The organism is Streptomyces sp. NPDC127106 (assembly GCF_042677605.1).
Taxonomy (GTDB): domain Bacteria; phylum Actinomycetota; class Actinomycetes; order Streptomycetales; family Streptomycetaceae; genus Streptomyces.
In genome coordinates, this window is sequence record NZ_JBHXTC010000041.1 from 46,292 (window position 1) to 62,897 (window position 16,606).

7 protein-coding genes are annotated in these 16,606 nt (G+C 75.2%); all 7 read left to right on the plus strand.

Features of this window, described 5'->3' with window-relative positions; translation table 11 throughout:
- Window positions 1-123 precede the first annotated feature (123 nt).
- The 7 genes from ACFVGY_RS27640 (at window position 124) to ACFVGY_RS27670 (ending at window position 16,350) form a co-directional block, all read left to right on the plus strand.
- On the plus strand, window positions 124-10,386 hold the full coding sequence (locus ACFVGY_RS27640) for an amino acid adenylation domain-containing protein (protein WP_385681859.1): 10,263 nt from the start codon (window positions 124-126) through the stop codon (window positions 10,384-10,386).
- Between the two features lie 32 nt (window positions 10,387-10,418).
- Window positions 10,419-11,816: an enoyl-CoA hydratase/isomerase family protein gene (locus ACFVGY_RS27645; protein WP_385681861.1), complete on the plus strand. Its 1,398-nt coding sequence runs from the start codon at window positions 10,419-10,421 to the stop codon at window positions 11,814-11,816.
- Entirely contained in the window at window positions 11,813-12,871 is a 1,059-nt protein-coding gene (locus ACFVGY_RS27650) for a thiamine pyrophosphate-dependent enzyme (protein WP_385681863.1), read from the plus strand. The genes ACFVGY_RS27645 and ACFVGY_RS27650 overlap by 4 nt, the downstream gene beginning before the upstream one ends.
- Window positions 12,871-13,857, plus strand: a complete 987-nt coding sequence (locus ACFVGY_RS27655) for an alpha-ketoacid dehydrogenase subunit beta (protein ID WP_385681865.1) — start codon at window positions 12,871-12,873, stop codon at window positions 13,855-13,857. The genes ACFVGY_RS27650 and ACFVGY_RS27655 overlap by 1 nt, the downstream gene beginning before the upstream one ends.
- Complete coding sequence (locus ACFVGY_RS27660) at window positions 13,854-14,606, plus strand: thioesterase II family protein (protein ID WP_385681867.1); 753 nt, start codon at window positions 13,854-13,856, stop codon at window positions 14,604-14,606. Before ACFVGY_RS27655 ends, ACFVGY_RS27660 begins: the two co-directional genes overlap by 4 nt.
- A 191-nt stretch (window positions 14,607-14,797) precedes the next feature.
- Window positions 14,798-15,016, plus strand: coding sequence for an MbtH family protein (locus tag ACFVGY_RS27665; RefSeq protein ID WP_385681869.1), 219 nt, complete (start codon window positions 14,798-14,800; stop codon window positions 15,014-15,016).
- A complete protein-coding gene (locus tag ACFVGY_RS27670) occupies window positions 15,013-16,350 on the plus strand; it encodes a PLP-dependent aminotransferase family protein (RefSeq protein ID WP_385681871.1) in 1,338 nt (445 codons plus the stop codon). The genes ACFVGY_RS27665 and ACFVGY_RS27670 overlap by 4 nt, the downstream gene beginning before the upstream one ends.
- Window positions 16,351-16,606: the final 256 nt, after the last annotated feature.

A 16,606-nucleotide genomic window follows, 5' to 3' on the forward strand; every position in this document is an offset into this window, starting at 1 on the left:
TGCCTCCCCGCCGGGGGGGCGCGCGGGGGGGCCCGGCGGGCCCGGGGGGCCCCGGGGGCCGCCCCCCCCCCCCCCCCCCGGGGGGGCGGGGGGGGCCCCCCCCCCCCCCCCCCACGCCACCGGGTGCTCCACACCTGGAACGCCACCTCCCGCCCCGGCGCGGACGCCACCTGGCCGGAGCTGTTCCAGGCCCGCGCCGCCGAACACCCCGACGCCGTCGCCCTCGTCTGCGAGGGCGCGCAGACCGGCTACGCCGAGCTGAACACCAGGGCCAACCGGCTGGCCCGGCTGCTGGTCGCGCGGGGCATCGGCCCGGAGCAGGTGGTGGCCCTGTCGCTGCCCCGCTCCGCCGACCTGATCGTCTCCGTCCTCGCCGTGCTGAAGACCGGCGCCGCCTACCTCCCCGTCGACCCCGGCTACCCGGCCGAGCGGATCGCCTACCTGCTCCAGGACGGCGCCCCCGCGCTCGTCCTCACCGACACCTCGGTCGCGGCCGGCCTGCCCGACGGCGTACCGCACCTGCTGGTCGACCGGGTGAGCCTGGACGGCGTCCCCGGCGTGGACCTCACCGACGCCGAGCGCACCGCACCGCTGCACCCGCTGCACCCCGCCTACGTCATCTACACCTCCGGCTCCACCGGCCGGCCCAAGGGCGTGCCCGTGCCGCACCGCAGCGTGGCGTCCGTCCTCGTACCGCTCATCGAGGAGTTCGGCCTCGGCCCCGGCAGCAGGGTCCTGCAGTTCGCCTCGATCAGCTTCGACGCGGCCCTGTGGGAGATCACCCTCGCCCTGCTGTCCGGCGCCGCCCTGGTGGTCGCACCGGCCGAGCAGCTCCAGCCCGGCCCCGCCCTCGCCGAGCTGCTCGCCCGGACCGGCACCACCTTCCTCACCCTCCCGCCGACCGCCCTGGCGGTCCTCGCCGACGACGCCCTGCCGCCCGGCGCGGACCTCGTCGTGGCCGGCGAGGCGACCTCGCCCGACCAGGTCGGACGCTGGTCCGCCAGCCGCCGCATGACCAACGCCTACGGGCCCACCGAAGCCGCGGTGTGCGCCACCATCAGCGCCCCGCTCGCCGGCGCCGTCGTACCGCCGATCGGCCGGCCCGTCCCCAACGCCCGCGTCTACGTCCTCGACGAGCTGCTCCAGCCGGTGCCGCCCGGCGTGGTCGGCGAGCTGTACCTGGCCGGCGGCGGCCTGGCCCGCGGCTACCTGAACCGGCCGGGCCTCACCGCGGAGCGGTTCGTCGCCGACCCGTTCGGCGTGCCCGGCACCCGCATGTACCGCACCGGCGACCTGGCGCGCTGGCGCACCGACGGCGAGCTGGAGTTCGCCGGCCGCACCGACCACCAGGTGAAGATCCGCGGCTTCCGGATCGAGCCCGGCGAGGTCGAGGCCGCACTCGCCGCCCACCCGGCGGTCGACCGCGCCGCCGTCATCGCCGCCCGCCACGAGGACGACCGCCGCCTGGTCGCCTACCTGGTCCCCGCCGAGGAGGGCGGCGCCCCGACCGACGGCCGCGACCCGGGCCGCGAGCAGAGCCAGCTCGACAGCTGGCAGGAAACCTACGACGAGCACTACGGCGAGCTGACCGGCACCTTCGGCGACGACTTCGCCGGCTGGAACAGCAGCTACACCAACACCGCCATCCCCGCCGAGGAGATGGCCGACTGGCGCAGCGCCAGCGTGGAGCGCATCCGCGCCCTGCGCCCGCGCCGGATCCTGGAGATCGGCTGCGGCTCGGGCCTGATCCTCGCCCCGCTGGCCGGCGCGTGCGAGGCGTACTGGGGCACCGACATCTCCCCGGCCGTGGTGGCCCGCCTGCGCGGCCAGGTCGACCGCCGACCCGAGCTCGCCGGGAAGGTCGAGCTGCGGGCCCAGCCCGCACACGTCCTCGACGGCCTGCCCCACGGGTTCTTCGACACCGTCGTGCTCAACTCCGTCGTGCAGTACTTCCCCAACGCCGACTACCTGGCGGACGTCCTCACCGGCGTCCTGGACCTCCTCGCCCCTGGCGGCTCCGTCTACGTCGGCGACGTCCGCAACCACCGGCTGCTCGACACCTTCCGCACCGCCGTCGAACTGCGCCGGGCCGGCGCCTTCGCCGACGACGGCGCCGTCCGCCGGGCCGTCGCCCAGAGCACCGCCGGCGAGCCGGAACTGCTCCTCGACCCCGACTTCTTCACCGTGTTCGCGGCGGCCGCGCCCGCCGTCACCGGCGTCGGACTGGAGGTCCGCCGCGGCCGCCACCACAACGAGATGAGCCGCCACCGCTACGACGTGGTGCTCCGCACCGGCGCCGCCGCCGTCCCCGCGGGCACGGAGGAGACGCTCGCCTGGGACGCCGACCGCACCGGCCCGGACGCGCTCGCCGCGCTGCTGGAGCAGCGCCGGCCCGCGCGCCTGCGCATCAGCGCCGTCCCCAACCTCCGTCTGGCCCAGGAGAACCACGCCCGCAGGGCGCTCCAGCACGACGACGAGGGCGCGGCCGCCGCCCTCGCCCGGCTGGACGAGCCGGCGCCCGCCGGCCTGCCCGACCCCGAGGACTTCCACGCCCTCGGCGAACGGCTCGGCTACCACACCGCCGTCACCTGGTCCGCCGGCCGCGACGGGGCCCTCGACGTGGTGTTCGCGCTGCCGGAGGCGGTCGACGGCGCCGAGCCGTACCGTCCGTCCGCCCCGGCCGGCACCCCGCTCGCCACCCTGGCCAACGACCCCGGCCGGGTCCACAGCGGTGGCGAACTGGCCGCCGAGGTCCGGGCCCACGCCGAGCGGGTACTGCCCGCCCACATGGTCCCCGCCGCGTTCGTCGTCCTCGACGACCTGCCGCTCACCCCCAACGGCAAGCTCGACCGCGCCGCGCTGCCCGCCCCCGACTGGGACGCCGACGCCACCGGCCAGGCCCCGCGCAACCAGCGCGAGGAGATCCTCAGCACCCTGTTCGCCGAGGTCCTCGGCCTGCCGAAGGTCGGCGTCGACCGGGACTTCTTCGCCCTCGGCGGCCACTCGCTGCTCGCCACCCGGCTGCTCAGCCGGATCCGCGCCGTCCTCGGCACCGAACTGGCCGTACGCGACCTGTTCGAGGCGCCGACCGTCGCCGCCCTCGCCACCGTGCTCGGCAATGCCCAGGGCGTCCGCCCGCCCCTGCGCCCGCTGGAGCGGACCGGCCCGCTGCCGCTGTCCTTCGCCCAGTACCGGCTGTGGTTCCTGCACCGCCTGGAGGGCCCCGGGGCGACCTACAACATCCCCATGAGCCTGCGACTCACCGGCGCACTGCACGCCGGCGCGCTGGCCGACGCACTCGCCGACGTGACGGCCCGCCACGAGACGCTGCGCACCCTCTACCCGGAGACCGACGGCGTACCGCACCAGCGGATCCTCCCGCCGGACCGGGCCCGCCCCGCCCTGCGCACCGTGGACACCACCACGGCCGACCTGGACGCGCTGATGGCCGCCGAGGCTGCCCTCGGCTTCGACCTGGCCGCCGAACTCCCGCTGCACGCGACCCTGTTCCGGCTGTCACCGGACGAGCACGTCCTGCTGCTGGTGCTGCACCACATCGCCGGTGACGGGTGGTCGTGGCGGCCGCTCGCCCGCGACCTGTCCACCGCCTACGCGGCCCGCGTCGAGGGCCGCGCCCCGGACGACGCGCCACTGCCCGTCCAGTACGCGGACTACACCCTCTGGCAGCGCGACCTGCTCGGCGACGAGCACGACCCCGACAGCCGGTACGCCCGCCAGCTCGACCACTGGACCACCGCACTGGCCGGTCTGCCGGAGATGCTGGAACTCCCGCTGGACCGCCCCCGCCCGGCCGTGATCAGCTACCGCGGCGACCAGGTGCCGTTCACCGTGCCGACCGCCCTGCACCGGCGGCTGCTGGCCCTCGCCGCCGACACCCGCGCCAGCCTGTTCATGGTGCTCCAGGCCGCCTTCGCCGAGCTGCTCACCAAGCACGGCGCGGGCACCGACATCCCGATCGGCAGCCCGATCGCCGGCCGCACCGACGAGGCCCTGGACGACCTGGTCGGGTTCTTCGTCAACACCCTGGTACTGCGCACCGACACCTCCGGCGACCCGACCTTCCGCGAACTCGTCGAACGGGTCCGGGAGAGCGACCTGGCCGCCTACGCGCACCAGGACCTGCCCTTCGAGAAGCTGGTCGAACGGCTGCGCCCGGAGCGCTCGCTGGCCCGCCACCCGCTGTTCCAGGTGATGCTGGCCTTCCTCAGCGACGGCGAGGCACACCTCGACCTGCCCGGACTGCGCGCGACCCCGGCGCCGGTCGGCGTCGGCATCGCCAAGTTCGACCTGCACCTGAGCATGGTCGAGCACCGCGGAGCCGACGGCGGGCCCGCCGGCATCGACGCGGCCCTCGAATTCAGCACCGACCTCTTCGAGCGGAGCACCGCCGAAGCCGTCACCCGGCGCCTGCTGCACCTGCTGGAGCAGATCACCGCCGACCCGGACCGCCCCCTGAGCGGCATCGAGATCCTCGACCCGGCCGAGCGGCACCGCCTGCTGACGGACTGGAACACGACGAACGGAGTGACCAGCGATGAGTGCGTACCGGCGCTGCTCGAACGTCAGGTGGCGCATACGCCGGATGATGTGGCACTGGTGCACGAGGGTGCTCAGCTGACCTACGCCGAGCTGAACGCCCGCGCCAACCGGCTGGCCCGCCGGCTCGTGGCCCGCGGCGCCGGACCGGAGCAGATCGTCGCCCTGGCCCTGCCCCGCTCCGTCGACCTGATCGTGGCGCTGCTCGCCGTGCTCAAGACCGGCGCCGCCTACCTGCCGGTGGACACCGAGTACCCGGCCGCACGCATCGCGCAGATGCTCGGTGACGCGCAGCCCGTGTGCGTGATCACCGTGCCCGGAGCCTGCGACGGCCTGCCCGACGGGCTGGACCGCCTCGACCCCGCCGCCGGCACCGAGCCGTCCGACGGCGACCCGTCCGACGGCGACCCGGCGGAGAACGACCTGACCGACGCCGAGCGGACGGCGCCGCTGGCCCCGGCCCACCCGGCGTACGTCATCTACACCTCCGGCTCCACCGGCCGCCCCAAGGCCGTCGTCATGCCCCACGCGGGCCTGGCCAACCTGCTCACCTGGCACGCCGCCCGCTTCCCCGGCGGGCGCGGGGTGCGCACCGCCCAGTACACCGCGATCGGCTTCGACTTCTCCGTCCAGGAGATCCTCTCGCCGCTCGTCATGGGCAAGACCCTGGTCGTTCCGACGGACACCGTCCGCCGCGACGCCGACGCGCTCGCCGCCTGGCTGGAAGAGCACCGGGTCAACGAGCTGTTCGCACCCAACCTGGTCGTCGAGGCGCTCGCCGACGCCGCCGCACGGCGCGGCAGCTCCCTGCCCGACCTCACCGACGTCCTCCAGGGCGGCGAGGCCCTCACCGCCGGCGAGCAGGTCCGCGCGCTGTACCGGACGCTCCCCGGTCGCCGGATGCACAACGTTTACGGACCCGCCGAGACCCACGCCGTCACCACCCACACCCTCCCGGCTGATCCGGGGGAGTGGCCGGAGCCGGTGCCGATCGGTGGTCCGGTGGACAATGCGCGGTTGTACGTGCTGGACGGGTTCCTGCGTCCGGTGCCGCCGGGTGTGGTGGGCGAGCTGTACCTGGCGGGTGCGGGTGTCGCGCGTGGCTATCTGAACCGGCCGGGGTTGACGGCGGAGCGGTTCGTGGCCGACCCGTTCGGTGCGGCGGGTACGCGGATGTACCGCACGGGTGACCTGGCGCGGTGGAACGCGTCGGGTGTGCTGGAGTTCGCGGGGCGTGCGGACCACCAGGTGAAGATCCGGGGGTTCCGGATCGAGCCGGGTGAGGTGGAGAGCGTGCTGGCGGCGCAGCCGGGGGTGGCCCGGGCGGCGGTGCTGGCGCGGGAGGACCGGCCGGGGGAGCGGCGGCTGGTGGCGTATCTGGTCGCGGTGCCGGGTGTGGTGCCGGATCCGGGTGTGCTGCGTGAGGCGCTGGGTCGGGTGTTGCCGGCGTTCATGGTGCCGTCGTCGTTCGTGGTGTTGGACGCGTTGCCGTTGACGCCGAACGGGAAGTTGGACCGGGCGGCGCTGCCGGCGCCGGGCCGGGTGGTGGAGGGTGCGGGTGTGCCGCGCACGCCGCAGCAGGAGATCCTGGCGTCGTTGTTCGCCGAGGTGCTGGGGCTGGCGAAGGTCGGCATCCACGAGGACTTCTTCGACCTGGGCGGGCACTCGCTGCTGGCGACGCGGTTGACCAGCCGGATCCGGACCGTCCTCGGTGCCGAGATCGCGGTCCGCGACCTGTTCGAGGCACCCACCGTCGCCGCCCTCGCCGACGCCCTCCAGCGGGACGATCACGGCCGGCGCCCCGCCCCGCACGCCGTCGAGCGCCCCGAGCACGTCCCGCTCTCCTTCGGACAGAACCGGCTCTGGTTCCTCAACCGGCTCGGCGGCCCCGACCCCAGCTACAACCTGCCGGTCGCGGTCCGACTGACCGGCCCGCTGGACGCGACCGCCCTCGAGGCCGCCCTCGCCGACGTCACCGCCCGGCACGAAAGCCTGCGCACCGTCTTCCCCGAGCACGACGGCACCCCCTACCAGCAGGTGCTCACCGGGAACGACGCCCGCCCCGCCTTCGCGGTGCGGGCCACCACCCCGCAGGACCTGCCCGACGACCTCGCCGCCGCAGCACGGTACGGCTTCGACCTCACCCGTGAACTGCCGCTGCGCGCCACCCTGTTCAACCTCGCACCGGACGAGCACGTCCTGCTCCTGCTGCTGCACCACATCGCCGGCGACGGCTGGTCCCTCGCCCCGCTGGGCCGCGACCTGACCCGCGCCTACGCCGCGCGCCAGGACGGCGGCGCCCCCGACTGGGAGCCGCTCGCCCTCCAGTACGCGGACTACACGCTGTGGCAGCGGGAGCTGCTCGGCGAGGAGGACGCCCCGGACAGCCTGCTCCACCGCCAGCGCACCCACTGGCAGCAGGCCCTGGCCGGCCTGCCGGAGCAGCTCGACCTGCCCGCCGACCGGCCCCGCCCGGCCGTCGCCGGCACCTGCGGCGAGGCCATCCTGCGGACGCTCCCCGCCGACCTCCACCGGGACCTGCTCGCGCTGGCCCGCGAGAACGGCGCGAGCCTGTTCATGGTGCTCCAGGCCGGCCTCGCCGCCCTGCTCACCCGCGTGGGCGCCGGCACCGACATCCCGATCGGCACCCCGGTCGCCGGCCGCACCGACGACGCACTCGACGACCTCGTCGGACTGTTCATCAACACCTTGGTGCTGCGCACCGACACCTCCGGCGACCCGACCTTCCGCGACCTCCTCGGCCGCGCCCGCGAGACGGCCCTGGCCGCCTATGCGCACCAGGACCTGCCGTTCGAACGGCTGGTGGAGGCCGTCCGCCCGGAGCGGTCGCTCGCCCACCACCCCCTGTTCCAGGTCCTCCTGGCGCTCCAGAACACCCCGGAGGGCGGCCTGTCGCTCCCCGGCGTGACCGTCCGCCCCGAGATGGTCGGCCTCGGCGCCGCCAAGTTCGACCTCACCTTCAACCTGGTCGAGCGGCACGCCGAGGACGGCACCCCCGGCGGCATCGACGCCATGCTGGAGTACCGCACCGACCTGTTCGACCCGGCCACAGCCGAGGCGCTCGCCGACCGCCTGGTGCGGCTGCTGGCGCACGCGGCGGCCGAACCGGACCGGCCGATCGCCCTGCTGCCGATCCTCGACGCGGCGGAGCACGAGCGCGCCGTGACCGGCTGGAACGCCACCGCCCACCGGCCGGGACGGGCCGCGGCCTCGCTGACCGGCCTGTTCGCCGAGCAGGCCGCCCGCACCCCGGACGCCGTCGCCGTGGCCGCCGGCCCCGAGCGGCTGACGTACCGCGAGCTCGACACCCGGGCCAACCGGCTCGCCCACCGGCTGATCGCCGAGGGCGTCCGCCCGGAGACCCCGGTGGCCGTCCTCCAGGAACGCTCCGCCGACCTGGTGGTCTCCACCCTGGCGGTGCTCAAGGCCGGCGGCGTCTACGTCCCCCTGCACACCGGACACCCCGCCGAGCGGATGCGCCAGGTGATCGCCCAGACCGGCGCCCCGCTGCTGCTCACCGACCGCGCCTCGCTGGACCGCCTGCCCGAACCGGGCACCCGCGGCCTGGTCGTCGACGCGGACACCGCGGACACCGCCGAGCCCACGGACGCCGCGGACGCCGCCGGTGCCTGGCCCGGCCACGACCCCGGCGTCGCGGCCGCACCCGACCAGCTCGCCTACGTGATGTTCACCTCCGGCTCCACCGGCCTCCCCAAGGGCATCGGCATCACCCACCGCGACGCCGTCGACCTCGCGCTGGACAGCTGCTGGGAGCCCGGCCCGGACGCGCGGGTCCTGATGCACTCCCCGTACGCGTTCGACATCTCCACCTACGAACTGTGGAGCCCCCTGCTGTCCGGCGGCCGGATCGTCGTCGCCCCGCCCGGCAACCTGGACGCGGCCGTACTGCGCCGGGTCGTGGCCGCCGAGGGCGTCACCGCCCTGCTCCTGACGGCCGGCCTCTTCGGGGTCGTCGCCGACGAGGCCCCGGACGCCTTCGCCGGCGTGCCCCAGGTGTGGACCGGCGGCGACGTCGTACCGCCGACCGCGGTGCGCCGCGTCCTGCAACACTGCCCGGGCACCGTGGTCAAGGTCCTCTACGGCCCCACCGAGACCACCCTCGGCTGCACCTGGCACCGGTTCACCGACGCCGGCCAGGTCCCGGACCTCGTGCCGATCGGCCGCCCGCTCGACGACACCCGCGCCTACGTGCTGGACGCCCGGCTCCAGCCCGTGCCGCCCGGCGTCCCCGGCGAGCTGTACATCGCCGGCGCCGGCCTCGCCCGCGGCTACTGGGCACAGCCCGGACGCACCGCGGAGCGGTTCGTCGCCGACCCGTTCGCCGACCGCTTCGACGACCCGGGCTCCCGGATGTACCGCACCGGCGACCTGGCGCGCCGCACCGCCGACGGCGTGATCGAGTTCCTCGGCCGCTCCGACGACCAGGTGAAGATCCGCGGCTTCCGGATCGAACCGGGCGAGGTGGAGAGCGCCCTGGCGCTGGACCCGGAGGTCGCCCGGGCCGCCGTCGTCGCCCGCGCCGACCGCTCCGGCAGCACCGCCCTCGTCGCCTACGTGCTGCCCGCCGACCCGGCCGCCGCGCCGGACCCGGCCCGGCTGCGCGCCGACCTGGAGGCCGGCCTGCCCGACTACATGGTCCCGTCCGCGTTCGTGGTGCTGGACACGCTCCCGCTCACCCCCAACGGGAAGCTCGACCGCGACGCACTGCCCGAACCGCAGTGGGCCGGCCCCGGCACCGGGCGGCTGCCCCGCGACCCCCGCGAGGAACTGCTGTGCGCCCTCTTCGCGGAGGTCCTCGGCCTGGACCGGGTCGGCATCGACGACGGCTTCTTCGAACTGGGCGGCCACTCCATGCTGGCGACCCGGCTCATGGGCCGCATCAACACCGTCCTCGGCACCGAGCTGACCGTACGCACCCTGTTCGAAGCCCCGACCGTGGCGGCGCTCGCCGCCCGGACCGACGGCCCGCAGCACGCGGCCGACCCGCTGGGCGTCATCCTCCCCCTGCGGGCCGAGGGCACCCGGCCGCCGCTGTTCTGCCTGCACCCCGCCGGCGGGTTCGGCTGGACCTACTCCGGCCTGCTGCGCCACCTCGACCGCGACCAGCCGGTGTACGCCGTCCAGGCCAGGGGACTGGCCCGGGACGAACCGCTTCCGCCCACCCTGGACGAGATGGCACGGGACTACGCGGAGCAGATCCGCAAGACCGCCCCGAACGGCCCGTACCAGCTGCTCGGCTGGTCCTTCGGCGGGCTCCTCGCGCACGCCGTGGCGTCGCGGCTGGAGGCCGAGGGCGCCGAGGTGACCCTGCTCGCCGTCCTCGACGGCTACCCCGGCTCGTACGGCTCCGGCGAACACCAGGTCGGCGAAGAGGAGGTGATGGCCATCCTGCTGAACGCCGCCCAGGTGGACCGGGCCGCACTCGGCGACGGCCCGCTCAGCCGGCCGGAGGTCATGGCCCGGCTGCGCGAGTCCGGCAGCGCCCTCGCCGGCCTCGACGAGGACGCCGTCTCCCGGATGGTCGAGGTCTTCGTCAACAACACCCGCCTCCTGGAGGGCTTCGTACCCGGCCGCTTCGGCGGCGACCTGGAGTTCTTCGCCGCCACCCGCGACCGCACCGACCCGACGCTGACGGCCGACCTGTGGCGGCCGCACATCGGCGGCGTCATCGAGGAGCACCGCCTGGACACCGACCACGCCGGACTCGCCCGACCCGACGCCCTCGCCGTGATCGGCCGCATCCTGGCCGCCCGGCCGCCCCGGCGGACGGCCGCAACGCCCCGATGAGACCAGCCCCGCCCACCCGATCGGAGACACCCTTGCCTTCCACCCTCATCGCCGGCCCCGCACACGGCCCGACCGTCGGCCCGCAGCCGGCCTCCGCCGACGACCCCGCCCTGACCGGCGACTTCGCCGCCGACCGCGACACGACCACCGGCCTGCTGCGCACGCTCACCAGCCGCATCACCGAACTGCCGCCCCGGCCCGAGCGGACCGAGCAGCAGCAGCACACCGCCGAGACCCTCCACCGGCGCGCCCGCACCCTGCGCCGGCGCTTCCTGGCCCGGCACGCCGAGCACGTCTACACCGAGCTGACCGACGGCCACACCCGCCACCCCCGCCTGGACCGGCTCGCCGAGCTGGCGGCCGTCCGCTACCCCGGACTGGTGCCCGGCCGCGACCTGCTGGCCGCCGACGCCCGGCTCGCCCAGCGCGACAAGGAAGGCTGGGAGGTCGACCTCGGCATCTTCTTCCACGCCGTCCTCGACTCCCCCCGGGCCGGCTCCCACCTGCTGTGCTCCATGCTCCGGCCCACCCCGGAGGCGCTCGCCGCGCTCCCCGAGTACCGCCGCACCGGCCGGGCCGACCTGAAGCTCGCCACCGTCACCCGCCGCGACGGCATCGCCCACCTGGAGCTGTACAACGACGCGTACCTCAACGCCGAGGACGACGACGCCGTCGCCGCCCTGGAGACCGGCACCGACCTGGTGCTGCTCGACGAGGCGAGCCACGTCGGCGTCCTGCGCGGCGCCGCGATGTCGCACCCCGCCTACCGCGGCCGACGGGTGTTCAGCGCCGGCATCAACCTCACCCACCTCTACCACGGCGAGATCTCCCTCCTCGGATTCTTCCTGCGCCGCGAGATGGGCTACATTGCCAAGTTCGCCCGCGGCCTGTGCCTGGACGAGGAGGCGGGCGGCGAGCGCTGGTGGCCGCAGGCCGACAAGCCGTGGGTGGGCGCCGTCGACTCCTTCGCCATCGGCGGCGGCATGCAGATCCTGCCCACCCTCGACCGGGTGGTCGCCGCCGACGACTCGTGGTTCAGCCTCCCGGCGATGGAGGAGGGGCTCGTCCCCGGCGTCGCCAACCTGCGGCTCACCGCGCTGACCGGAAGTCGCCCCGCCCGCCGCATCGTCCTGTGGGGCCACCGGCTGCGCGCCGGCGACCCGGACGCGGCGCTGCTGGTCGACGAGACCGCCCCCGCCGACGCCATGGACGCCGCGGTCGAGCGGGCCGCCCAGCACCTCGACAATCCCGCCGTCGCCGCCAACCGGCGGATGATGGCCCTGGGGGAGGAGCCGCTGGACCTCTTCCGCCGCTACATGGCCGCCTACGCCCTGGAGCAGTCCCACCGGCTGTACAGCCCGGATCTGATCGCCAACCTGGAGCGGACCTGGATCAGCCGCCGCGCCCGCAGCGGGGGTGGCCAGGGGTGACCGTACTCGAAGCGGCCCCCGCCGCCGCGGCCCCCGCCGATCCGGCCGCCACCGAGGTGCCGCCCGCCCGGCAACTCCTCATGTACCGGGCCATGGTCGTCGGCCGCGCCTTCAACCGGCAGGCCACCGCCTTCAGCCGGCAGGGTCGGCTCGCCGTCTACCCCTCCTCCCGCGGCCAGGAGGCGTGCCAGGTGGGCTCGGCGCTCGCCGTCCGCCCCACCGACTGGCTGTTCCCCACCTACCGGGAGAGCGTCGCGCTGCTCACCCGCGGGATCGACCCGGTGCAGGTGCTCACCCTCTTCCGGGGCGACCAGCACTGCGGCTACGACCCGGCGGCCGAGCGCACCGCCCCGCAGTGCACCCCCCTCGCCACCCAGTGCCTGCACGCCGCCGGGCTGGCCGACGCCGCCCGGATGGCCGGCGACCCGGTCGTGGCGCTCGCCTACATCGGCGACGGCGCCACCAGCGAGGGCGACTTCCACGAGGCCCTCAACTACGCCGCCGTCCGCCGCGCCCCGGTCGTCTTCCTCGTCCAGAACAACCAGTACGCGATCAGCGTCCCGCTCGCCAAGCAGACCGCGGCCCGCACCCTGGCGGACAAGGCCGCCGGCTACGGCATGCCGGGCGTACGGATCGACGGAAACGACGTCCTCCAGGTGTACCGGGCGGTCCACGACGCCGCCGAACGGGCCCGGGCCGGCCACGGCCCCACCCTGGTCGAGGCGGTCACCTACCGGATCGACGCGCACACCAACGCCGACGACGACACCCGGTACCGACCCGCCGGGGAGGCCGACGCCTGGGTCGCGCAGGACCCGGTCGACCGCCTCGAACGGGACCTGCTGGCCGCCGGGGTGCTCGACCGCGCCGCCGCCGACGGTATCGCCGCGGCCGCCGACGCCTTCGCCGCCGAACTGAGCACCCGCTTCGCCGAGCCGCCGACGGGGGACCCGATGCAGCTGTTCCGGCACGTCTACCACCACCTCCCGCCCCACCTGCGCGAGCAGTCGGAGCAGCTGGCGGCCGAACTGGCCGCGGCCGAGCAGGGGGCCTGATGTCCGAGACCACCATGGCCAGGGCACTCAACACGGCCCTGCGCGACGCCCTGCGCGACGACCCGAAGACCATCCTGTTCGGCGAGGACGTGGGCGCCCTCGGCGGCGTCTTCCGGATCACCGACGGGCTGGCCGCCGAATTCGGCGACGAGCGCTGCTTCGACACCCCGCTCGCCGAGTCCGCCATCCTGGGCACCGCCGTCGGCATGGCCATGTACGGCTACCGCCCGATCGTCGAGATGCAGTTCGACGCCTTCGCCTACCCCGCCTTCGAACAGCTCGTCAGCCACGTCGCCAAACTCCGCAACCGCACCCGCGGCGCGATCGGCCTGCCCCTGACCATCCGCATCCCCTACGGCGGCGGCATCGGTGCGGTCGAGCACCACAGCGACTCCTCCGAGATCTACTACATGGCCACCCCCGGCCTGACCGTCGTCACCCCGGCGACCGCCGCCGACGCGTACTCGCTGCTGCGCCGCTCGGTGGCCTCCCCCGACCCGGTGGTCTTCCTCGAACCCAAGCGGCTGTACTGGCGCAAGGAGCCCATCGGGCTGCCGGTCGACACCGGCCCGCTCGGCTCGGCCGTCGTCAGGCGCCGCGGTACCCACGCCACGCTCGTCGCGTACGGTCCGGCCGTCAGCACCGCGCTGGAGGCCGCCGAGGCCGGCGCGGAGCTCGGCTGGGACCTCGAGGTCATCGACCTGCGGACCCTGATGCCGCTCGACGACGCGACGGTGTGCGCCAGCGTGCGCCGCACCGGCCGCGCCGTCGTCGTGCACGAGGCACACGGGTTCGCCGGCCCGGGCGCCGAGATCGCCGCCCGGATCACCGAACGCTGCTTCTACCACCTGGAGGCGCCGGTGCGCCGGGTCACCGGATTCGACGTGCCGTACCCGGCGCCGCTGCTGGAGCGCCACTACCTGCCGGGCGTGGACCGGATCCTGGACGCGGTGGCGTCCCTGGAGTGGGAGGCGGTCCCGGCATGAGCACGGAGTCCACCCGCACCTGGTTCCGCTGCCTGAGCCCCCGACCGGCCGCCCGCATCCGGCTGCTGTGCTTCCCGCACGGCGGCGGATCCTCCGCCGCGTTCCGCCAGTGGCACGCCCTGCTGCCCGAACAGGTGGAGCTGCACGCGGTCGAGTACCCCGGGCACGCCGACCGCCTCCTCGAACCGCTGGTCGACGACCTCGCCCTGCTCGCCGACCGGGCCTGCGAGGCCGCGCTGCCGCTGCTGGACCGGCCGTTCGCCCTCTACGGGCACAGTCTGGGCGCCCTCGTCGCGTTCGAGACCGCGCGCCGGCTGGAGGCCCGCGGGCACACCGCGGTCCGGCTGACCGCCTCCGGGATGCCCGCGCCCCACCTGGTGCGCCCCGGCGCCGTCCACCTCGGCGACGACCGGGCCGTACTGGCCGAACTGGACCGCCTCGGCGGGGTACCGCCCGAAGTGCTCGAACACCCGGACCTGCGCGAGCTGGTGCTGCGCACCGCCCGGGCCGACTACCGCCTGGCCGAGACCTACCGGTCCGCGCCCGGCGCGGTCCTCCGGGCCCCGGTGACGACCCACCGGGGTCTGGAGGATCCCGAGCTGACCGGGGCCGAGGCGGCCGGGTGGCGGCTGGCGACCACCGCCGGCACCGCCCACCGGACCTTCCCCGGCGACCACTTCCACCCCGCCGCCGACCCGGCCCCGGTCGTCGCCGACGTCCTGACCGACCTGACCGGCCGCGCCCGGTAGGGGCGCGGGGAACTGCGCGACCAGCCCCCACCGGCCCGCAGTGTCATGACCGGACTCCCCGCGGAGCGCCCGCGCACCGCGGCCGTGTCAACGGCGTCAGCGCGCTGACAGCGCCGCACCGGACGCTGTCCGCACGGCCCGGCCGGCCCGGAGCCCGGTCCACCGATCCGTCGACCCATCCGAGGAGCATCATGACCAACCCCTTCGAGGACGCCGAGGCCACCTATCTCGTCCTGGTCAACCACGAGGGCCAGTACTCGCTGTGGCCGTCGTTCGCCGAGGTCCCGGCCGGCTGGACGGTCGCCGTCCAGGCCACCGGGCGGCAGGACGCGCTCGACCGGATCGCCGAGCTCTGGACCGACATGCGGCCCAAGAGCCTGGTCGACGCCATGAACGGCGCCTCCGCATGAGTCCCGCCCCCGGCCCGGCAGCCGGACTCCTCGACCCCCCGCGGACGCCGGCGCCCGCCGGGGGCATCCTGAGCACCGCCGACCTCCACGCCTCGCTGGTCGACCCCGCGCTGACCTCGATGACCCTGCTCAACGAGATCACCGGCCGGTACCCGCAGGCCGTGTCGTTCGCGGCCGGCCGCCCCTTCGAGGGCGGCTACGAGGTGGCGGCCCTCCACCGCCACCTGGAGACCTACACCGGCCACCTGGCCGCGCAGGGCCTCGACCCCGACCAGGTGACCCGTGCACTGTTCCAGTACGGCCACACCAAGGGCATCATCAACGACCTGATCGCCCGCCACCTCGCCGTCGACGAGCAGCTGACGGTGGACCCGGCCTCGGTCGTGGTCGCCACCGGCTGCCAGGAGGCGATGGTCCTGGTGCTGCGCGCGCTGCGGCGCGACCGGCGGGACGTCGTGTTCGCCGCCGCCCCGACGTACGTCGGGTTCACCGGTGCCGCCCGGCTCGTGGAGATGCCGGTGCGGCTGGTCCGGGAGGGCCCCGGCGGCCTCGACCCGGACGACCTGGAGGAACAGATCCGCCGGGCCCGCGCCGCCGGCCTCAACCCGCGCGCCTGCTACGTGATCCCCGACTTCGCCAACCCGGGCGGCGCCGCCATGCCGGTCGCCGACCGGGAGCGCCTGCTGCGGATCGCCGAACGCGAGAACCTCCTGCTGCTGGAGGACAACCCGTACTCGATGTTCCACGACGGCGTACCCCGCCGCCCCACCCTCAAGTCGCTGGACCGCGACGCCCGGGTGGTGTACTTCGGCTCGTTCGCCAAGACCGCCTTCCCCGGCGCCCGGATCGGCTACGTCGTCGCCGACCAGCCCGTCCGGGAGGGCGGCGTCCTCGCCGACCAGCTGGCCAAGCTCAAGAGCATGCTGACGCTCAACACCTCCTCCGTCGCGCAGGCCGCCATCGGCGGACTGCTGCTGGAGCACGGGTGCAGCATGGAGCGGGCCAGTGCTCCCGCGGCCGAGGTCTACCGACGCAACCGGCACACCCTGCTGGACGGCCTCGCCCGGCGGTTCGGCGACCCGGCGCACGGCGTCCGCTGGAACACCCCGGCCGGCGGCCTGTTCGCCGTGGTCACCGTCCCGTTCCGCGCCGACGACGCGGCGCTGGAGGACTCCGCGCGCCGCTTCGGCGTGCTGTGGACGCCGATGCACCACTTCTACGCCGGCACCGGCGGCACCGAACAGCTGCGGCTGTCGTTCAGCGTGCTGACGCCGGCCGAGATCGACACCGGCCTCGACCGGCTCGCCGCGTTCGTCGCCGACCGGACCCCCTGACCATCCTCCCCACGGGCCCGCCCCGCACCCCCGTCGGGGCGGGCCCTTCCCACGCCCTTTCCCACGCCCTTTCGCATGCCCTTTCGCACGCCCCGCCGGTGCACCGCGCCGCCCTCCGTGCCGTCCCGGGCCCCTGTCAGCACCGTCAGCGCCGTGTGGACGGCCCCCGACAGACTCGTGACCGCACGTCACAGCGGTGACGCGGCATGCCCGGAGCACGACGCTGCCCCCGAGGAAGCGGCAGCCGAGCTGCGGA